The following is a 20,058-nucleotide window of genomic DNA, read 5'->3' as shown; positions in this document are numbered from 1 at the left end:
CGTTCCAGTTTGCCGACGCAATCCCGCGTCGATGACAGGCGTCGTTTCTCGGCGGAAAAGTGAATGGGTATTTTCCATTCGATACGCAACTGGATCCTGATATCGCTGTTCGTCGCTTCGACGGGCGTCATTTACGGCAAACTATTCTTTCCGGAATCTCCGATATATATCGGCGGAATCTTCGCCCTGTTCTGCGGCATGCCTCTGCTCGCCTTCGAGCGCCGCATGTTCCTGCCGCGGCTGAACGACTGGATGCACCGGTTGCCAACGCCGGCCTTCATCCTTTCGGCGCTCGTCGTCGATTTCCTGCTGATGAGCGTCGGCTATGCCACTGCAGGCAGCTCCATGAAATTGCTGGGCCTCGTCAAAGCATCATGGGAAGACCTGACGGTACTGAAGATAGACGTCTACATCTATGCCGTCCTGGTGACCGCCATCGTCATTTTCATCGGCCGCGTGCGGGAGTTGCTCGGCCGCGACGTCTTCTCCAGCCTGTTGACCGGCCGTTACCGCAATCCGGTGCAAGAGGAGCGCGTCTTTCTTTTCGTCGACCTTGTCGGTTCGACAGCTTTTGCCGAGGAATATGGCGATCTGAAAACGCAGGCGTTCCTCGGTGCGGTGTTCGGTGCCATGGCCGAGCCCGTTCGCCGGCACAAGGGCGCGATCGACGACTATATCGGCGATGCCGCCATCATCACCTGGCCGCTTCAGCGGGGCGTCAAGAATGCCAATTGCGTGCGCTGCGTCTTCAATATCCTCGACGATATCGAAAAGAACGCAGAGACATGGCTGAAATCCTACGGCAGGGTGCCGCGTCTTAGAGCCGCTCTGCATGGCGGCAGTGTGGTGACGGCCGAAATCGGCGTCGACCATCACAAGATCGCCTATTTCGGCGACACCGTGAATACGACCGCAAGACTGGAGTCACTCTGCAAAACGCTGGAGCGCCAGGTGCTGATTTCAAGCGACCTTGCCAGACGGCTGGAGCTTCCCGAAGGGATCATCAAGGAAGAGCTCGGCGAGCATGCCGTTCGCGGCCGTGATCAGCACCTTGGCGTCATCGCCCTTCACACGCAGGACCGGCAGGCGTTGAAGACCGTTCGCGGCAGATCGTAAACAATACGAATTGTTGGCTGCATTTCGGTAGTGCCGCACGCCTGAGCTTCACAGCCTATGGGTTGTCCACAGTCACCAAATCTTCACCTAAGCGTTAATTCGCAGACATGGGTCGCCTGCTAAGCGGAGTTGTTTTCGCCACTCTCCGCCACAAGGTGACATGATGACCCGAATCCTTTCCGCTTCCACAGCACTCTTCATTCTGCTTGCCGGCTCGGCCCAGGCAGACGAGCAGCAGTTCAAGGCAAAGCTCGTCGGCCAAGCAATCCTGCCGGCCAACACCATCACTGCCGCTCCTGCCGATGCACCAGATTTCCTGAAGACTTCAGGCAAGTTCACCACGCCGGATCGCAAGCGCACCGACGCTCTCGGCACCGTGCCTGGCAAGGATGGCGCCCGCGTCACCGATCTGAAGCTGCCCTTCGCGGGCCAGCCGATCCAGGGGTTCTCTGGCATCAAGACCATGCCCGACGGCACATTCTGGACGCTCTCCGACAACGGCTTCGGCTCCAAACAGAACTCCAGCGACGCGATGCTCTTCCTGCATCAGCTGAAATTCAACTGGGACAGCGGCAAGGTCGAGGTCGTCAAGAACCTGTTCCTATCCGACCCGAACAAGAAAGCCCCCTTCCCGATCGTTCTCGAAGGCGCCGACAAGCGTTACCTGACGGGCGCCGACTTTGATATCGAATCGGTCCAGCCGGTTGCCGACGGCTTCTGGATCGGCGACGAGTTCGGTCCTTACCTGCTGAAATTCGACACGAGCGGCCAGCTGACCGACGTCTTCGCAACGACGCTCGACGGCAAGCCGGTCATGTCTCCCGACAATCCGCTGATCCAGCTGCCGGGTAACCCTACGCAGAAGATGCCGGCCTTCAATCTGAAGCGCTCGGGCGGCTTCGAAGGTCTCGCCATGTCGAAGGACGGCTCCAAGCTCTACGGCCTGCTGGAAGGCCCGATCTACAAGGAAGACGGCCAGATGGAGAGCGTCGACGGCAAGACGGCCATCCGCGTCATCGAATTCGACGTTGCCTCGAAGAGTTGGACCGGCCGCAGCTGGCTCTATCCCTTCGCCGACAAGGGCGCCTCGATCGGCGATTTCAACATGCTCGATGAAACGACTGCCCTGGTCATCGAACGCGACAATGGCGCCGGCACGAAGGACAAGGCTTGCGCCGATCCCAAGCAGCCGAAGCCGGATTGCTTCGAGGCTCCCGCCGAGCTGAAGCGCGTCTACAAGATCGAGTTCAGCGACGCCAATGTCGGCAAGTCCGTTCGCAAGATCGGCTATATCGACCTTCTGCACATCGAAGATCCGGACCACAAGCGTCGCCAGGGCGGCGGCGAAGGCTTCTACGACATGCCCTTCGTCACCATCGAGAATGTCGACCGCGTCGATGCCACGCATATCGTTATCGGCAACGATAACAACCTGCCCTTCTCTGCAGGCCGCGCCGTCGACAAGGCCGACGACAACGAGTTCAGCCTTCTCGAAGTCGGCGATTTCCTGAACGCGAAGTAAGAAAACTCCCTTCTCCCCTCGGGGAGAAGGTGCCCAAAGGGCGGACGAGGGGGAATGGCTTTCTCATAGGAGCCTAAACAAGTCCTATCGCGAGCGCCCCTCAACCCGCGCTGCGCGCGACCTTCTCCCTTGGGGAGAAGGTTGTTCTTCATTCGAAGCAGAAAGCCAGGCGGCGATTGGTGAGCTTGCCGAGCTGCTGCAGGCGGCCGTCCAGCCTCTCGCCGGCAAAGTCGTGATATTCAGAGGGAACGACGAACTCGAGATCGAGATCAGGCTTTGTCGAACGGCGGAACGACAGGTTGCGGACGATACCGGGCATCGAGGCCGAGAATAGGTAGACGACGCGCAATAGGCCGCCGAGCAGCTTGGCGCGTTCGATGTAGAGCGGCGTAGCGATCGTTGCCAGCGGCTCGGTCGCACCGTCGTCATTCAAGCCCTCGAAGCGATAGTAATTGGCAAGCGCGATGAAGGCGCGGCCGGCATGAGTGATGCCGACGAAGGACGTGTGGGCGATGATATTCAGCGCCTGTAGGCCGCGATAATCCGGATGGGCGCGCCAGCTGATATCGGCTAGCAGACAAGCTGCCTGACGATAGCGGCTTTCCTCGTCGGTCTCGGTGATCCCGAAGAAGGGCATCATCCGCCCGGTCCAATCCGCAAGCTCGCGGGCATGTTCCGGCGAGCGCGCACGCAGGATGGCAAGTTCACCGGCGGCGGTGAGCAGCGGATCGCTATTGCGCTCGGCCTCGGTCAGCAGCGAATAGAGATAACCCTCACGAACACCCTGGGCGGAGAAGGAGATGACGGACGGCTTCATGGCTGTCAGCACTTCGCGCATGGCGACGGCACCGAAGGGCAGCAGCGAACGGCGATGCTTGGACACCGCCTGAAACGCCGGATCCTTCGAATCCTTCGCTTCGACGATCTGATCCAGGAACCGCAGCATCTCATCGAGCGGCACTTCATAGCCCTGCATCATGTGGAGCGGATATTTGCGGATTTCCATGTGCAGCTTGGCGACGCTTCGCCATGTGCCGCCGACCGCATAGAACGTGCGGCCCTCGCCCTTGCTCAATAGCTTCGCGGTCTTGACGTGCTTGCGCGCGAAGCTGCGCGCCTTATCGATCGAGCCGCCGGCATATTCGGACAGGCGCAGGCCGCCGAGCGGCAGCGTGATGCCCTTGCCGATCTCGTGGTCCTTGATGTCGATCAGCTCCAGCGAGCCGCCGCCAAGATCCCCGGCAATGCCATCGGGATGGAAGAAACCGCTGATGACGCCGAGCGCGGAGAAACGTGCCTCTTCTTCGCCAGACAGCACGCGCACCTTGCGCTGAAGAATGGCTTCGGCCTGGTGAATGAACTGCGGACCGTTGCTTGCTTCGCGCGCCGCAGCCGTTGCCAGGACGTAGATGGTGGCGGCACGCGCCTGATCGGAGAGTGCCTTGAAGCGATGCAGGGCTGCAAGCGCCCGTGCCACGCTTTCCTCATCCATCTTTCCCGTCAGCGCTATGCCTTTGCCGAGGCCGCACAGCACTTTTTCGTTGAAGAGGATGGTTGGCGACCGCGAGTGGCCTTCATAGACGACAAGACGGACCGAATTCGACCCGATATCGACAACGGAGACAGGGGCGATGCCCGGAAGGCGCCCCTGGGCTTCTGATTCAACCATGCAGGTCCAATTTATTTGTTGCGGCCCGACAGCAGTCCAGCGATGAGTTTCGGAGCGCTGGATTTCAAGGCTTCACCACGGCCAGACAGGCTGGGATTGGTCATGAAATACTGCTGCGCGTTGAATGGCTCTTTTCCCTGACGCACTTCCATGCGCCGTGAAGTCCCGTCCGGCAATATCTCGTAGCTTTGCTGATTGTCAATGATATTGCCCAGCATGATCTGTGAAAGCACCTGTTCATGCACGGTCTTGTTGGTGAGCGGCACGAGCGTTTCGACGCGACGATCGAGATTGCGCGGCATCATGTCGGCGGAGCCGATATAGACCAGCGCCTTGTCCGACGGCAGGCCCTGACCATTGCCGAAGCAGAAGATGCGGCTGTGCTCGAGGAAGCGGCCGATGATCGACTTGACGCGGATATTTTCCGATAGACCCGGCACCTGCGGACGCAGGCAGCAGATGCCACGCACCACCAGATCGATCTCGACGCCGGCATTGCTGGCGCGATAGAGCGCGTCGATGATGTCGGGATCGACAAGCGAGTTCATCTTCATCCAGATCGCGGCCGGATGGCCGTTCCTGGCGTGCTCGATCTCACCTTCGATATGCTGGAGGATTCGTGGGCGCAGCGTATAGGGCGAGACCGCGATCTTCATGTCGTGCTCCGGCTCGCCGTAGCCGGTGATGAAGTTGAAGATATTCGCCATGTCGTGGGCAATCTTCGGATCGCAGGTGAAGTAGGAAAGGTCAGTGTAAATCTTGGCGGTAACCGGATGGTAGTTGCCGGTGCCGAGATGGCAATAGGTGCGCAGCTTGCCGTCTTCTCGGCGCACGACCATGGACATCTTCGAATGGGTCTTGAGCTCGATGAAGCCGAAGACGACCTGCACGCCGGCGCGCTCCAGATCGCGCGCCCAGCGGATGTTCGCCTCTTCGTCGAAGCGGGCCTTCAGTTCCACCAGCGCCGTGACCGATTTGCCGAGATCGGCTGCATCGATCAGCGCGCGGACGATCGGGCTATCGTTCGAGGTGCGATAAAGCGTCTGCTTTATCGCCAGAACGTCAGGATCCCTAGCAGCCTGGAGAAGGAACTGGACCACCACGTCGAAGGATTCGTAAGGGTGGTGGACGACCATATCTTTTTCGCGGATCGCGGCGAAGCAATCGCCTGCATGTTCGCGGACGCGCTCAGGAAATCGGGCATTGTAGGGCTCGAAGCGCAGATCGTCGCGCGGCGCCTTGCAGATTTCCGACAGAGTATTGAGCGCCAGCAGGCCGGGCAGAACCGCGATGCGGTTTCCCGGGACGTTCAGCGATTCCACCACGAACTGGCGAAGCTCGAGCGGCATTTCGGAGTCCGTCTCGATGCGGATCACCGAGCCGCGTCGGCGGCGTTTCAGCGCGGTTTCGAAGAAGCGCACCAGGTCTTCGGCCTCTTCCTCGACTTCGATATCGCTGTCTCGAATGATGCGGAAGGTACCCGAGCCCTGAACCTCGTAACCCGGATAGAGCCGGTGGATGAAGATGTTCACCACATCTTCGAGCGTGATGTAGCGGATGACGTTGCTGGCGTCCGGCAGGCGCACGAAACGGTCCAGCGCCGGCGGCAGGCGCAGCAGCGCTGTCATCGGTTCGCGACCGTTCATGCTCTTCAGCTGCAGCGCGATCGAGAAGCCAAGATTCGGAATGAACGGGAACGGATGGGCCGGGTCGATGGAGAGCGGCGTCAGGACCGGGAAGATCGCCTGTTCGAACTCGGTATGGAGCCACTGGCGATCGGCATCGGAAAGGGCAGCCGGGCGGACGATCAGAATATCTTCCTTGGCGAGATATTGCTGCAGGACGGCAAGCGAAGCCTGCTGCTCCATCTGCAGATTGTCGATCTCGCGCAGGATATCGTCGAGCTGTTCGGCGGGCGTCTTGCCGTCCGGGGTGCGCACCAGGATCTTCTGGCGCACCTGGCCTTCAAGGCCGGCGACGCGCACCATGAAGAATTCATCGAGGTTGGCGGCGGAAATCGAGAGAAAGCGGACACGTTCCAGCAGCGGATGAGCGGTGTTCAGCGTCTCCTCAAGGACGCGGCGGTTGAACTGCAGCCAGGAAAATTCGCGGTTGATGAAGCGCTCGGGGCTGGTCATCAATTCGCTGACCGGGGGTGCGGCCTCTGGATTTTCCTGGTTGGCGTCCTGATGTTCCGTGAGTGCCGAGTCCATGTTCCACCTACCCTCTTTCCAATCTTGTGCCACCTATATCAGTTTGACGACGGAACTGTGACAGTCGCAGCCAGCTCAATCCGGCTGGCCGGAACTGCCCAGCTCGTTCAGGACCTCGGCCGCCAACAGACGCGTGATCCTTGTTCCCCGCCCAAGCGCCAGCCGGTCCAGCCGGTCGACGATCAGCTGCGCCGCGTTCAGGGAACGCTCCATGCGATTGACGATATAGAGGACGAGTTTGTCATCGATATAAAGCTGGCGGTCGGCAAACAGCTTGACGATCACCTGCGACAGCAACTCCTCGTCCGGCTCGCCGATCTCGACCACCGTCGCCGCCTTCAGTCGGGAGCGCAGGTCGGGCAGCGTCACCGGCCATGACATCGGCCAGAGCCTGCTCGTCATCAAGAGGCTGGTGCCGTTTTCGCGCACACTGTTGATGACATGAAAGAGCTCTGTATCGTCAAAACCGAGACGATCCACGTCTTCGAAGATGACGGGGCCGTTCGCCGCTGCGACTGCGGCATCGGAGCCGGCGACAGGATGAATGTGGACGGCGCCGCACCGCTCTGTCCAGATGCTCGCAAGATGCGATTTGCCTGAACCGACAGGCCCCGCCAGGATCACCACCGGCGACGGCCAGTGTGGCCAGGAATCGATGATCCTCACCGCCGCGCTCAAGGGATCGGCGACGAGCAGATCGTCGCGCCCATTTGCGGGGTCATGCGTAAAGGCCAAGGGCAGCTGCTCGGCGGCCTTGCGCCTTAGATCAGCGTTCTTTGCGTCGGTCATGTCTAGCTATTCTCGGTCTTGCCGGCCTTGGCTCTGCGCGCCTTGCCCGCTTCCGAGCGTCCGTAATAGAGATCGCTCTGAAGGTAGCGCGAAAGGGCGAAGCGGACAAGAACGCCGCAGGCGGCAGCGGCCGGGACCGCAATCAGCAGCCCGACAAAGCCGAAGAGCGCGCCGAAGGCAAAAAGGGCGAACATCAGCCAGACCGGATGCAGGCCGACGCTTTCGCCGACGAGCTTCGGCTGCAGCACATTACCTTCCAGGAACTGGCCGGTGAAGAAGACGACGAGCGTCAGGCCGACCCAGAGATAATCCGGCCAGAACTGAACGAGCGCGACGCCGACGGCCAGAACGAGGCCGACCATCGAGCCGACATAGGGAATGAAGCTGATCATGCCGGCAAAGAGGCCGATCAGCAGCCCAAAGTTCAGGCCGACCAGCGACAGGCCGACACCGTAATAGACGCCGAGAATGATGCAGAGCGAGCCCTGCCCTCGAATGAAGCCGGCGATCGCCTGATCGATCTCGCGAGCGATTTCGCGAACGGTGGCAACATGATCGCGCGGGATCCAGTCGTCTACCTTGGCGACCATCCGATCCCAGTCGAGCAGCATATAGAAGGCGACGACGGGTGTGACGACCATCAGCGAGAGGATGTTGACCAGCGCCTTGCCGGAGCTCCAGAGCTGCGCGAACAGACCGCCGACAAAGCTCAAACCTTCGGACATGATGCTGGAGAAATTGTCCTTGATCGCGCCGAGTTGGTTGCGGATCCAATCCGGCAGCACCATGGTCTGCGCCTTGGCGATCAGCTGCTGGATCTGCTGCACATAGGTCGGAATGTGCTGGATGAAATCGTTGAACTGATTGACGATGATCGGGATGAAGATCGTCAGAGCCAGCGCGAAGACCAGCACGAAGGAGACGAGGATCACCACCGTTGCCATAAGGCGGCTGAGGCCGATCCGCTCCAGCCGGTCGGCGACCGGATCGAGGAAATAGGCGACCGCCATGCCGGCGATGAACGGCAGCAGGATCGTGCTGAAGATATAGATAAAGGCGATGAAAACGACGAGCACGATCACCCAGAAGGTGACTTGACGCTTGAGGCTCGCCCCGCTGACCTTTTGCTCCATCGTCTTCCCCGTTACTCCGCGCCCGTTTGCCGTGTGCTTAGGACATAGGATGATGCCGCAATTATGGTCAAGTCTGCGGCCGGAAATCTGCTCTGAGCAATGGGAAGCGGGGAAAATTGAGGGTGTTGCGGCGCTTGCGCCTTGCATAAAGGCCCCTATCATGCAATGGCGACCCGATCAAAGCCCTGTCATAATGGACGGGCGGCCATCGGAGGCGGAAGCATGAGCCAGTCTGGAAAAAACGGTCTGACCTATAGCGACGCGGGTGTCGATATCGACGCCGGCAACCTGCTGGTCGAAAAGATCAAGCCTGCCGTCCGTTCGACGCGCCGGCCGGGTGCCGATGGCGAGATCGGCGGCTTCGGCGGCCTGTTCGACCTCAAGGCTGCCGGCTTCACCGATCCGGTGCTGGTCGCCGCCAATGATGGCGTCGGCACCAAGCTGAAGATCGCAATCGACGCGAACTATCACGACACTGTCGGCATCGACCTCGTTGCCATGTGCGTCAACGACCTGGTCGTCCAGGGTGCCGAGCCGCTGTTCTTCCTCGATTACTTCGCCACCGGCAAGCTCGATCCCGACCAGGGTGCTGCGATCGTCAGCGGTATCGCTGCCGGCTGCCGCGATGCAGGCTGCGCGCTGATCGGCGGCGAGACGGCTGAGATGCCAGGCATGTATTCCCACGGCGATTACGATCTGGCGGGCTTTGCCGTCGGTGCGGCCGAACGCGGCCAACTGCTTCCTTCGGGTGATATTGCCGAGGGCGACATCATTCTCGGCTTGGCATCGTCAGGCGTTCATTCCAACGGCTTCTCGCTGGTGCGCAAGATCGTCGAGCTTTCCGGGCTCGGCTGGGATGCGCCGGCTCCCTTCGCCGAAGGCAAGGCGCTCGGCGAAGCGCTACTGACGCCGACGCGCATCTATGTGAAGCCGCTGCTCAAGGCGATCCGTGAAACCCATGCCCTCAAGGCTCTCGCCCACATCACCGGCGGCGGGTTCCCGGAGAATATTCCGCGCGTACTGCCGAAGCATCTGGCCGCCGAAATCGATCTGGCCGCCGTCAAGGTGCCGCCGGTCTTCTCTTGGCTTGCCAAGACGGGCGGCGTCGAGGCCAAGGAAATGTTGCGCACCTTCAACTGCGGCATCGGCATGATCGTGGTTGTCGCTCAGGAAAACGTCGACGCCGTGAAGGCTGCGCTTGAAGCTGAAGGCGAAGCGGTCGTTACCCTTGGCCGCATGATCGCCCGCGAAGAAGGCGCTCCCGGCACCGTCTACAAGGGCACTCTCGCTCTATGACCACGCCGCGCAAACGCGTCGTCGTCTTCATCTCAGGCGGCGGCTCCAACATGCTGGCTCTTCTGAAAGCCACAAAGGCAGCTGACTATCCGGCCGAGATCGTTGGCGTCATCTCCGACAAGGCTGATGCGGGTGGTCTCGCAAAGGCTGCGGCGGAGGGCATCGCGACCTTCGCTTTCGTGCGCAAGGAATTTGCCAGCAAGGAAGCCCATGAAGAGGCGATCCTCTCGCAGCTGGAAGCCCTCTCCCCCGATATCATCTGCCTTGCCGGCTATATGCGGCTGCTTTCCGGCCGCTTCATCCAGGCCTATGAGGGCCGGATCATCAATATCCATCCGTCGCTGCTGCCGCTTTTCCCCGGCCTGCACACGCATCAGCGCGCGATCGACGCCGGCATGCGCATCGCCGGCTGCACCGTGCATTTCGTCACCGAGGGCATGGACGAAGGTCCTGTCGTCGGCCAGGCTGCCGTGCCTGTCTTGACCGACGACACCGCCGACAGCCTAGCCGCCCGCGTACTTACAGTCGAGCATCAGATTTATCCGCAATCGCTGCGGCTCCTGGCGGAAGGCAAGGTCAGGATGGAAGGCGGCAAGGCCGTGAGCCTCGGCAAAACACCTGCTGTCGATGGACGGCAGATTTTGTCGCTGCTTGGGGACGCGGAGTAATTACGGAGCTCTGGCGTCGAACAGCCCCCTCATCCGCCGCTCTCAACCGCCTTCCTCAAGCCGCAATTGCCATCAGCGGATGCAGCGTGCCGTCGCTATAGACGATGCGGCCGCCGCGGAAGGTGGCGCGGATACGGTGAACCGAGCCGGGCTCGACGGCGACCAGATCGGCAAGCTGACCGACAGCAATCTCACCGCGATCCATCAGTCCGGCCGAACGGGCGGCGTTGGCGGTTGCCGTCGCAACAGCCGCCGGCAGACCGCCGGCAACAACATCGGCGATCTTGAAAATCGCCGGCACGAAGGCGGCCGGGTGATAATCGGCGGCGATGATGCCGAGCAGGCCGGAGCGCGCCGCATCCAGGGCGCTGAGGTTGCCGGACATGGACTGGCCGCGCAGCGCGTTCGGCGCTCCCATGAGGGTCCAGAGACCGCGACGGCAGGCTTCCTCGGCGGCAGGTCCCGTCACCGGAAATTCGCTGATCGTTACGCCGAGATCGTGCATGGCAGCCACCTTCTCCCGGCTGTCGTCATCATGCGAGGCGAGCGACAGCTTGTGCTTCAGCGCAAGTTCAACCACGTCATGCAGCTTGCGCTCGATCTCAGGGTCCTCGCGCTGTGCGATGCGCTTTGCTACGACCTCCTCGGCAGCCTCGCGCGACATGGACCGGCGCTCGGACATGCTGCGGATATAGCTTTCAATGTCGTTATACTGCCCCTGCCCCGGCGTGTGGTCGGTGAGCGAAATCATATCGACGGAGCCCTCCTCCAGCAGCCGCTCCAGGGTCGGCGCCGCGCCGAGATTGGTGATTTCGTAGCGTGCATGGACGCGGTGGTCGATCAGGAGCTCATCACGCAGGCTGCCGATGCCGCGAATGACAGCCGAGGTGGTTTCGAGCGAACGGACGTGGCCGTAGACGCTTTCGGTCGCAAAGGAGAGCGCCGCAAAGGCCGTGGTGACGCCGGCCGCCGCCAGCTTCTTGTCTAGTTCATGAATGCCGAAATCGATCGGCATCATCGCATTCGGCCGCGGCGCGATCTCGCGCTCCACCATGTCACAATGCAGGTCGACGAAGCCCGGCATCAGCAAGCGGCCATCGCCGTCAAAAGTCGGCTGCTCCACCGGCTCCGAGCGGATTTCAGCAATCACGCCGTCCTCGATGCGCACTGCGCCCTTCTCGACGACTTCATGAGGAAGAACGAGCGTGAAATTGCTGAGCCACATCGGCTTTCTCCTGAAACATCCATAAGCGAAGGAAGGGCGGAAACATTCGAGTGTCTTCGGCCGCCCGCCCCGGTAAGCTCGATTCGTGACAATGTGATGAATGGAGAGCAAGCTCCCACCCACGCAGCCGCCTATTTCAGGCTGGCGACATTCAAGACCGCCCATTGCAGCAGCATGATCGTCTTGGCGTCACAGATATCGCCCTTCTCAATCATGACAATCGCATCGGACAGGCGAACTTCCAGCACCTCTATATCCTCATGCTCTTCCGCAAGCCCGCCGCCATCGGCAACACGGTCGGACGTGTCAATCACGGCGGCGAAGAAATGAATGACCTCCGTCGACGAGCCGGGCGAGGTCATCGCCTTGAACAGGAAGCGGACGTCGCGCACGCGAAAGCCGGTCTCCTCCATGGCCTCGCGGCGGATCGCGGCTTCCGGCTGGTCGCCGTCGAGCAATCCGGCGGGCACTTCGATCATCCAGACCGGCTCGCCGACCAGCCGGGCCGGCAGACGGTATTGCCGAACGAGCACCACGGTTTCGCGTTTGGGATCATAGAGGAGGATGCAGGCTGCCGGCGTGCGATGATAGACCTCGCGCTTCAGCCGATGCTTTTCGCCCTGCGAATCCGTGTAGTCGACCTCGAATGTGCTCAGCCGAGTCCATTGATCCGCCAGCGTCTTTTCGCTGACGATTTCGGCTTTCGCCTTTTCGAATTTACTCATGCCACGTCCTTGCGAAGCCATACCTTGTTGTCGTGGACAGCCGCGCCGCCATAGGGCGCGACGGGGTCGGCGCCGGTAAGCACATTGATGCCCTCGCCGTCGACATGAGCCTTGTTCGGCCAGAGCCCCTCGGCGATCAGCACACCGGGCTTCACTTCCGTCGTCACGCGAGCGTGGAGGCGGATATCGCCGCGACCATTGCCGACACACACCAGATCGCCGTGTGCAATCTCAAGCGCTTCGGCATCGGTGGGATTGATCATCACCTCGGGACGGCCTTCCTTCTGCCGTGACGTCTTCGTTTCCGCGAAGCTCGAATTCAGGAAATTGCGCGAGGGCGAGGTCGCGAGCCGGAACGGATGCTCGGGGTCGGCCACCTCGATCACATCGACCTGGTCCGGAAACTCTGGCAGTTCGACGTGAGGGCCGAGCAGGCCGACGGAGGCCGGCGGACGGTTCGGCGCCGGCTGGTTGGTCCAATCGGGGCGGAAGCGGAACTTGCCGTCGGGATGGGCGAAGCCGTTGACGAAATGGGCGGCCTCGAAATCCGGCTGGCGATCGAACCATTTGTGCTCGAGGAAATAATCGTAATCCGGCAAGCCGCTTCTGGACAGAACCCTGTCGATCATCTCGCGGGCGGAGAAGCCGAAGCCGGTGCGATCCGCAATACCGAGGCGCTTCGCCAATTCCTCAATGACGAAAAGATTGCTGCGAACGGTCGGCGGCGGCTCGACAAGCTTCGGGCCGAGCAGGATGTGGTTCTGGCCGCCGGCACGGTAGATGTCGTCATGCTCGACGAACATGGTGGCGGGGATGACGATATCGGCCATGTCCGCCGTATCGGTCATGAACTGCTCGTGCACGGCGACGAAGAGATCGGAGCGGGCAAAGCCACGCTTCACCAGCCGCTGTTCCGGCGCAATATTCACCGGATTGGTGTTCTGGATAAGCATCGCAGTCACCGGGCCGCGATGGCGCAGCGCCACGGCATCGCCGGTCAAAGCGCGGCCGATCTGCGACTGATCGATCATGCGGATATCCTGATCCTTCATGGCGCGGCCGGTGAGTTCGCTCGCGTCCATGCGGAAGATATCGCTGTTCGAATGAAAAGCGCCGCCGCCTTCATATTGCCAGGAACCGAGAACTGTGGCGATCGAGGCTGCCGCGTGCATGGCGATCGCGCCATTGCGCTGACGGGTAAAGCCGTAGCCGAGGCGGAAGTAAGTCTTCTTCGTCGTTCCCACGAGCTTGGCGAAGGCTTCGATCTCATCAACCGAAAGGCCAGTGATGCCAGCAGCCCATGCCGGAGTCTTCGACTTCAAATGCTCTTCGAGGCCGGCGGGATCGTCGGCATATTTGGCCATGTAGTCGCGGTCGGCATAGCCATCGCGGAAGGCGATGTGCATGACGGCGCAGGCAAGGGCCGCATCCGTGCCCGGTTTGACGATCAGGGCCATGTCGGCCTGCTTCATCGTCGGGTTGTCGTAGATATCGACGACGACGATCTTGGCGCCGCGCTCCTTGCGGGACCTGATCGCGTGCGTCATGACGTTGACCTGGGTCGCAACCGCATTCGTGCCCCAGATGACGACGCAGTCCGTGCGACCCATCTCGCGTGGATCCGGGCCACGCAGCACGCCTGTCGCCATGGTGAAGCCGGTCCAGGCCGGATTGGTGCAGATCGACGAGAAGAAACCGGAATAGCGCTTGGCATGGCGCAGCCGCTCGATGGAATCGCGCTGCACCCAGCCCATGGTGCCGGCATAAAAATAGGGCCAGATCGCCTCGCTGCCGTCCCGGGCTTCGGCCTTGACGAAGGCTTCGGCGATCTCATCCAGCGCGTCGTCCCAGGAGATCTCCTGCCAGCGCCCCTCGCCCTTGGCGCCGGCGCGACGCAGCGGCTTCATCAGGCGATCGGGGTGATAGAGCCGCTCGGCATAGCGCGCGACCTTGGCGCAAATGACGCCTGCGGTGTAGGAATGGTCGTTGGCGCCACGAACCCGGCCGATCCTGCCGTCTTCAGTCAGATCGACCTCCAGCGCGCAGGTGGAGGGACAGTCATGCGGACAGGCTGTGTGGCCGACGCGCGATTTGGCTTGGATGGGGGTCGCAATGTTCATGATGTTTGTATATTTCAAGCGATGTCCGGCCACTAGAGACAATCCGGCCCATCTCAACAATTCATGCGGACTTCACCGACAATGAACTATCGGCACATCTACCACGCGGGCAATTTTGCCGATGTCTTGAAACACGCTGTTCTCGCGCGCCTCGTCCGTTATATGCAGAACAAGGACAAGGCGTTCCGCGTCCTCGACACGCATGCGGGCATCGGGCTTTACGATCTCTCCTCCGAGGAAGCGCAGAAGACCGGTGAGTGGCGCGACGGCATCGGCAGGGTGTTGGAGGCAGAACTTGTGCCGCAGGTGGCCGATCTGCTGGAACCCTACCTCGCCGCGATCCGCGAGCTGAATCCGGAAGGCGGACTCCGGCTTTACCCAGGTTCTCCGAAACTCGCCCGCATGCTGTTTCGCCCGCAGGACCGGCTTTCGGCGATGGAACTGCATCCGGACGATTTCCAGCGGCTGCACCGGCTGTTCGAGGGCGATCACCACGCCCGCATTACCGAGCTCGACGGCTGGCTGGTGCTCGGCGCGCATCTGCCGCCGAAGGAAAAGCGCGGCATCGTGCTCGTCGATCCGCCTTTCGAGGAAGAAGGCGAATATGAGCGGCTGATCGACGGCCTCGCAAGGTCCTGGCGCCGCTTTCCCGGCGGCACCTATTGCCTCTGGTATCCGATCAAGAAGGACGCGCCGATCAAGCCATTTCACGAGGCGCTGCAGGCACTGGAAATTCCGAAGATGCTCTGCGCCGAGCTGAGCGTCAAAAGCGACCGCGGCTTCACCGGGCTTACCGGCTCCGGCCTCATCATCGTCAACCCGCCCTTCACGCTCAAGGACGAGCTGCACGCGCTGCTGCCGGCTTTGAAGGATCTGCTGGCGCAGGACCGCTTCGCCTCGCAGCGCGCCTTCTGGCTGCGTGGCGAACATTGAGACTTTTCACATACATATCCCACAGGTGATTTCATGAGACTTCTTTGCTCGCCCACCTCCCCCTTCTCCAGCAAGGTCCGCATGGCGGCACGCCATCTCGGCATCAAGCTCGCGGAAATCCATGTCGACACGAATGCCGGTCCGACGCTGCTGATCGACAACAATCCGCTCGGCAAGATCCCGACATTACTGACCGACGACGGCGAAGCGATTTTCGACAGCCGCGCCATCATGCACTATTTCGACCGGCGCGAGGGCGGGCTCTACCCATCGAAGAAGGGCAAGCGCACCGAAATCGAGGTTCTGGAAGCGCTGATCGACGGCACCAACGAGTGCCTGCTGTCGATCGTCTATGAGCGGCGCCTTCGCGAACCCGAGAAGCAGCATCAGCCCTGGATCGACCGCCAGTGGACAAAGGTCAGCCGCGCCCTCACCCATCTCGACGCCGAACCGCCAAAGATCGGCAAGAAGCTGCACGCGGGCCATTTTGCGCTTGCCTCGCTCGTCGGCTATCTGCAGCTCCGCTTCGAAGGGCAATGGGAGGCGGATCATGCCGAGCTGGTTGCCTGGGCGCAGAAGTTCGAGAAGCGTTTCCCGGATTTTCCAGCGATGAAACCGCAGGTCTGAAGCGGTTCTGCGACGTTGCGCGTCACATCGGCAACTAATATCGAGCAAACAAAAAAGCCGGGGCGCAAACCCCGGCTTTTTCTTCATTCCATGCCATCAAGCGATTAGAACTTGACGCCGATACCGACCTTGACGCTCTGCTCGTCGTAACCGCGAGAGAAACGACCGGAGTCGAGGTCGAAGTTCTTCTTGCCGTAGTCCGTATAGCGGTACTCGAGGCGAGCGGTGATGTTGTTGGTGATGAAGGTTTCAGCACCTGCACCAACCGTGTAGCCAACAGCCGTCTTGCTGTCGGACGAGGTAGCGTCTTCGAGCTTGTTCTGAGCGAGCGCCAGACCGGCCGTGCCGTACAGCATGAACGGGTTGAAGTCGTAGCCGATACGACCGCGAACCGAGCCATTGACGCCATTCTTGGCGGTCAGACCGTTGCGGGTGCTGTCAATGCCTGCATAGCCGAGGTCTGCTTCAACGCCGTATACGATCTGGCCCTGCTGCCAGTTGTAGCCGGTGAAGGCCTGGCCGCCGAAGCCATAGCCGTTGCCATTGTGGCTGAAATGACCTTTGCTCCAGTCGCCTGCACCACCGATGTAGAAGCCGGACCAGTTGTTGACGGCCGGAGCTGCTTCCTGAGCGACGGGCGGCTGCGGAATCTGCTCGACAGCGTCAGCGGCGTGAGCTGCGGTGTAGCCACCGAGGGCGAGAGTGGAGACCATGAGGGTCTTGATAAGAGTACGCATACTTTTCTCCTTTCAGGCCCGTGTGCTTCGCTTACTGTCTTCGACTGTGAAGCGCCACGAGCAATTAAACATATCCCTCCCGGATCGAGGTTGAAATTGGAATGCAAATGAGGAATTGGAAGAGCCAAAATATGATATCATTGTGGCACAGAGGTGGCTGAATTTCGATGTTGCTTCATCGCAACAGAGGAATTATTAACCATAACCAATGGTTAAAGCATGTATACTTATTTTAAACTAAATATATCGCAAGTTTTACATAAGAATTCCGAAGCGTGTCATTTGCTCGCAGATCTTTTCATATGGTGTATCGACGCCCTATATGAACATCGATCGGGTAACGACGAGCAGAAGGCGATCTCTTGAGCCAGGAAAAACTACGCACGGCGCTGATAACCGGCGCGTCCAAAAGAATAGGTCTGGCAATTGCCGAGGATTTATCGGCTCATGGCTTCGCGGTGGCGTTGCATGCCCATCAGTCCCTCGACGAGGCGGAAGAAATTGCGGCGAAACTGCGGCAAACGGGCCGCAAGGCGATTGCGATCAAGGCCGATCTGCGAGATTTGGTCGAGACGTCAACCCTTGTCGAAAGGGCCGCGGATGCTCTTGGTCCGCTCGATCTTCTGGTCAACAACGCTTCGGCTTTCCTCGGTGATTCCGCCGATCACTTCGATGCCGAAGCCTTCGAAGCGCACTTCGCCGTGCATGTGCGCGCGCCATCCATCCTGGCTGCCGATTTCGTCCGGCAGCTTCCCGAACCCTATCCGGGCCTGATCGTCAACATGGTCGATCAGCGGGTCTGGGCGCTTAATCCCCGCTTCTATTCCTATACGCTGTCGAAAGCTGCTCTTTGGGCCGCAACCCAGACGATGGCGCAGAGCTTTGCGCCGCGCATCCGCGTCAACGCGATTGGCCCAGGTCCGACGGTGCGCAGCGTGCGGCAGAGCGAGGAGGACTTTCAAGCGCAGATCGAGGGCCTCATATTGAAGGCTGCGCCGGGGCTCGAAGAATTCGGCCGGACCATCCGCTTTCTTTTTGACACGCCCTCGATCACGGGCCAAATGATAGCGCTCGATGGCGGCCAGCATCTTGCCTGGGAAACGCCAGACGTGTCGGAGAGTGCGGAATGAATGGAAGAAAGCTGCCCGATGGCGGCGTTCTCTATGACGAATCAGAGGATATCGAAGACGACATCGAGGTGGAGGGCGATGCCGCCGCCTCCCCTGTTGCGCCTGTCGATTGGAATGAAGGCGGCAAGAACGAGACCGGCCTTCGCGGCGCCGAACTGATCGCCGAATTCGTCAAGCGCCTGCCTAACAATCCCGGCGTTTATCGCATGTTCAACGAGGCCGGCGACGTACTCTACGTCGGCAAGGCGCGAAACCTGAAGAAGCGCGTTTCCAACTACGCGCTGGGCAAGGTGCACTCCAACCGCATCGCCCGTATGGTGCGCGAAACCGCCAATATGGAATTCGTCACCACGCGCACGGAGACGGAAGCGCTGCTGCTGGAAGCGAATCTCATCAAACGCTTGCGCCCGCGCTTTAACGTGCTGCTGCGGGACGACAAATCCTTCCCCTATATTCTGATCACGGGCGATCATCGCGCGCCGGCGATCTTCAAGCATCGCGGCGCCCGCGCGCGAAAAGGCGACTATTTCGGGCCCTTCGCATCGGCTGGAGCGGTCGGACGCACCATCAATTCGCTGCAGCGCGCCTTTCTGATCCGAACCTGCACCGACAGCGTCTTCGAGACGCGCACGCGGCCCTGTCTGCTCTATCAGATCAAGCGCTGTTCCGGCCCCTGCACGCATGAGATCAGCGATGCAGGCTATGCGGAACTGGTGCAGGAAGCGAAGGACTTCCTTTCCGGCAAGAGCCAGAACGTCAAGGCGCATATGGCCGAGGCGATGAATGCCGCCGCCGAAGATCTGGATTTCGAGCGCGCCGCGATCTTTCGCGATCGGCTTGCCGCGCTCTCGCATGTGCAGAGCCACCAAGGCATCAATCCGGCCGGCGTGGAGGAAGCAGATGTCTTCGCCATCCATCACGAGGGCGGCATTTCCTGCATCCAGGTCTTCTTCTTCCGCACCGGGCAGAACTGGGGCAACCGCGCCTATTTCCCGAAGGCCGATCCGTCGCTTTCCGGCGCCGAAGTGCTGAACGCGTTCCTCGCGCAATTCTATGATGACAAGCCCGTGCCGCGGCAGATCCTGCTGTCGGAGACCATCGAGGAAATGGAACTCCTGGCGGCAGCGCTTACCGAGAAAGCCGGCCACAAGGTCGCGATCCTCGTGCCGCAGCGCGGCGAAAAACGCGATCTCGTCGAGCATGTCATTGCCAATGCGCGCGAGGCGCATGGCCGGAAGCTCGCGGAAACCGCCTCGCAATCGCGGCTGCTCGAAGGCTTAAAGGAAACATTCAAGCTTCCCTATGTGCCACAGCGCATCGAGATCTACGACAACTCCCATATCATGGGCACGAATGCAGTTGGCGGCATGGTGGTGGCAGGGCCGGAAGGCTTCGTCAAAGGCCAGTACCGCAAATTCAACATCAAATCGACCGACATCACGCCGGGCGACGACTTCGGCATGATGCGCGAGGTCATGACCCGCCGCTTCTCGCGCCTCTTGAAGGAGGAAGGAAAGCCTGATCGGACAGCCATCGCAGAAGCATCTGGCACCGATGCAGCCGACCAGCCCTTCCCGGCCTGGCCCGACGTCATCCTCATCGACGGTGGCCAGGGGCAGGTGACGGCCGTGCGCGCCATTCTCGAGGAGCTTGGGATCACCGACAGCGTCATCGCCATCGGCGTCGCCAAGGGTGTCGACCGCGAGGCCGGGCGCGAGCGCTTCTTCGCCCCGGCGCGCGAAAGCTTCTCGCTGCCGCCCCGCGATCCCGTGCTCTATTTCATCCAGCGGATGCGCGACGAGGCGCATCGCTTCGCGATCGGCTCGCATCGTGCTCGGCGCAAGAAGGAGATGGTTAGGAATCCGCTGGACGAGATCGGCGGCATCGGACCCTCGCGCAAGCGCGCGCTGCTGCAGCACTTCGGCACCGCCAAGGCCGTATCGCGGGCAGCGCTATCGGATCTGATGGCGGTCGAGGGGATATCGGAAAACGTGGCACGACAGGTCTACAACCATTTCCACGAGGACGCCGCGAAATAAGAAACGCTGGTCGCAAATTCCACGCAATGGCGGTGAAAAAACAGAAATAATATTGACGATAAGGTCGCCAAACCATCATCTAGGATTTGATCCCAAAAAGTGCGAAGCGGTTTTTG

The 20,058-nt window shown here is 60.7% G+C and carries 16 protein-coding genes; 8 read left to right on the top strand and 8 right to left on the bottom strand.

All coding sequences use genetic code 11. The annotated features are described in order from the left end of the window. Positions 1-63: 63 nt before the first annotated feature. Both RTCIAT899_RS06315 and RTCIAT899_RS06310 read left to right on the top strand, forming a co-directional pair. Positions 64-1,116, top strand: a complete 1,053-nt coding sequence (locus RTCIAT899_RS06315) for an adenylate/guanylate cyclase domain-containing protein (RefSeq protein WP_015339405.1) — start codon at positions 64-66, stop codon at positions 1,114-1,116. Positions 1,117-1,279: 163 nt separating this feature from the next. Beyond that, positions 1,280-2,638: an esterase-like activity of phytase family protein gene (locus RTCIAT899_RS06310; protein WP_041677843.1), complete on the top strand. Its 1,359-nt coding sequence runs from the start codon at positions 1,280-1,282 to the stop codon at positions 2,636-2,638. A gap of 148 nt (positions 2,639-2,786) precedes the next feature. Here the strand turns inward: RTCIAT899_RS06310 and ppx are convergent, their stop codons facing one another. From ppx to RTCIAT899_RS06290, 4 genes are all read right to left on the bottom strand, one after another. Then, the gene (ppx, locus tag RTCIAT899_RS06305; RefSeq protein ID WP_015339403.1) at positions 2,787-4,307 is read right to left on the bottom strand and encodes an exopolyphosphatase; all 1,521 of its coding nucleotides are present in this window, start codon (positions 4,305-4,307) and stop codon (positions 2,787-2,789) included. An 11-nt stretch (positions 4,308-4,318) separates the two neighbouring features. Continuing rightward, positions 4,319-6,520 carry an RNA degradosome polyphosphate kinase gene (locus RTCIAT899_RS06300; protein ID WP_015339402.1) on the bottom strand — a complete coding sequence of 734 codons (2,202 nt, stop codon included), beginning with the start codon at positions 6,518-6,520 and terminating at the stop codon, positions 4,319-4,321. A gap of 75 nt (positions 6,521-6,595) precedes the next feature. Further along, positions 6,596-7,309 carry a DnaA regulatory inactivator HdaA gene (gene hdaA, locus RTCIAT899_RS06295; protein ID WP_015339401.1) on the bottom strand — a complete coding sequence of 238 codons (714 nt, stop codon included), beginning with the start codon at positions 7,307-7,309 and terminating at the stop codon, positions 6,596-6,598. A 2-nt stretch (positions 7,310-7,311) separates the two neighbouring features. Then, positions 7,312-8,442, bottom strand: coding sequence for an AI-2E family transporter (locus RTCIAT899_RS06290; RefSeq protein ID WP_015339400.1), 1,131 nt, complete (start codon positions 8,440-8,442; stop codon positions 7,312-7,314). Between the two features lie 222 nt (positions 8,443-8,664). Here RTCIAT899_RS06290 and purM point away from each other — a divergent pair, with 222 nt between their 5' ends. Continuing rightward, complete coding sequence (gene purM, locus RTCIAT899_RS06285; RefSeq protein ID WP_015339399.1) at positions 8,665-9,738, top strand: phosphoribosylformylglycinamidine cyclo-ligase; 1,074 nt, start codon at positions 8,665-8,667, stop codon at positions 9,736-9,738. Continuing rightward, positions 9,735-10,406 (top strand): phosphoribosylglycinamide formyltransferase, encoded by a 672-nt coding sequence (gene purN, locus RTCIAT899_RS06280; RefSeq protein ID WP_015339398.1) that lies wholly within the window; start codon positions 9,735-9,737, stop codon positions 10,404-10,406. Before purM ends, purN begins: the two co-directional genes overlap by 4 nt. 55 nt (positions 10,407-10,461) lie before the next feature. On the opposite strand, the gene RTCIAT899_RS06275 is transcribed toward purN, so the two are convergent. The 3 genes from RTCIAT899_RS06275 to RTCIAT899_RS06265 form a co-directional block, all read right to left on the bottom strand. After that, positions 10,462-11,631, bottom strand: coding sequence for an alpha-D-ribose 1-methylphosphonate 5-triphosphate diphosphatase (locus tag RTCIAT899_RS06275; protein ID WP_015339397.1), 1,170 nt, complete (start codon positions 11,629-11,631; stop codon positions 10,462-10,464). Positions 11,632-11,762: 131 nt separating this feature from the next. Next, positions 11,763-12,356, bottom strand: a complete 594-nt coding sequence (locus RTCIAT899_RS06270; RefSeq protein WP_015339396.1) for an NUDIX domain-containing protein — start codon at positions 12,354-12,356, stop codon at positions 11,763-11,765. Continuing rightward, positions 12,353-14,476, bottom strand: a complete 2,124-nt coding sequence (locus RTCIAT899_RS06265; protein ID WP_244441465.1) for a molybdopterin-containing oxidoreductase family protein — start codon at positions 14,474-14,476, stop codon at positions 12,353-12,355. The genes RTCIAT899_RS06270 and RTCIAT899_RS06265 overlap by 4 nt, the downstream gene beginning before the upstream one ends. An 81-nt stretch (positions 14,477-14,557) precedes the next feature. Between RTCIAT899_RS06265 and RTCIAT899_RS06260 the strand changes: the two genes are divergently transcribed. Both RTCIAT899_RS06260 and RTCIAT899_RS06255 read left to right on the top strand, forming a co-directional pair. Beyond that, positions 14,558-15,409: a 23S rRNA (adenine(2030)-N(6))-methyltransferase RlmJ gene (locus tag RTCIAT899_RS06260; protein ID WP_015339394.1), complete on the top strand. Its 852-nt coding sequence runs from the start codon at positions 14,558-14,560 to the stop codon at positions 15,407-15,409. Between the two features lie 33 nt (positions 15,410-15,442). Then, the gene (locus tag RTCIAT899_RS06255) at positions 15,443-16,036 is read left to right on the top strand and encodes a glutathione S-transferase (RefSeq protein WP_015339393.1); all 594 of its coding nucleotides are present in this window, start codon (positions 15,443-15,445) and stop codon (positions 16,034-16,036) included. Positions 16,037-16,140: 104 nt separating this feature from the next. Here RTCIAT899_RS06255 and RTCIAT899_RS06250 read toward each other — a convergent pair whose 3' ends face one another. Further along, positions 16,141-16,773 carry an outer membrane protein gene (locus RTCIAT899_RS06250; protein ID WP_015339392.1) on the bottom strand — a complete coding sequence of 211 codons (633 nt, stop codon included), beginning with the start codon at positions 16,771-16,773 and terminating at the stop codon, positions 16,141-16,143. 362 nt (positions 16,774-17,135) lie between these two features. Here RTCIAT899_RS06250 and RTCIAT899_RS06245 point away from each other — a divergent pair, with 362 nt between their 5' ends. Together RTCIAT899_RS06245 and uvrC are read left to right on the top strand one after the other, a co-directional pair. Next, entirely contained in the window at positions 17,136-17,903 is a 768-nt protein-coding gene (locus RTCIAT899_RS06245) for an SDR family oxidoreductase (RefSeq protein ID WP_015339391.1), read from the top strand. Continuing rightward, the gene (gene uvrC, locus RTCIAT899_RS06240) at positions 17,900-19,942 is read left to right on the top strand and encodes an excinuclease ABC subunit UvrC (RefSeq protein ID WP_015339390.1); all 2,043 of its coding nucleotides are present in this window, start codon (positions 17,900-17,902) and stop codon (positions 19,940-19,942) included. The genes RTCIAT899_RS06245 and uvrC overlap by 4 nt, the downstream gene beginning before the upstream one ends. Positions 19,943-20,058: the final 116 nt, after the last annotated feature.

This window comes from Rhizobium tropici CIAT 899 (assembly GCF_000330885.1).
Taxonomy (GTDB): domain Bacteria; phylum Pseudomonadota; class Alphaproteobacteria; order Rhizobiales; family Rhizobiaceae; genus Rhizobium; species Rhizobium tropici.
The sequence above is the reverse complement of the archived record's forward strand: the minus strand, read 5'-3'. Positions and strand labels throughout refer to the sequence as shown.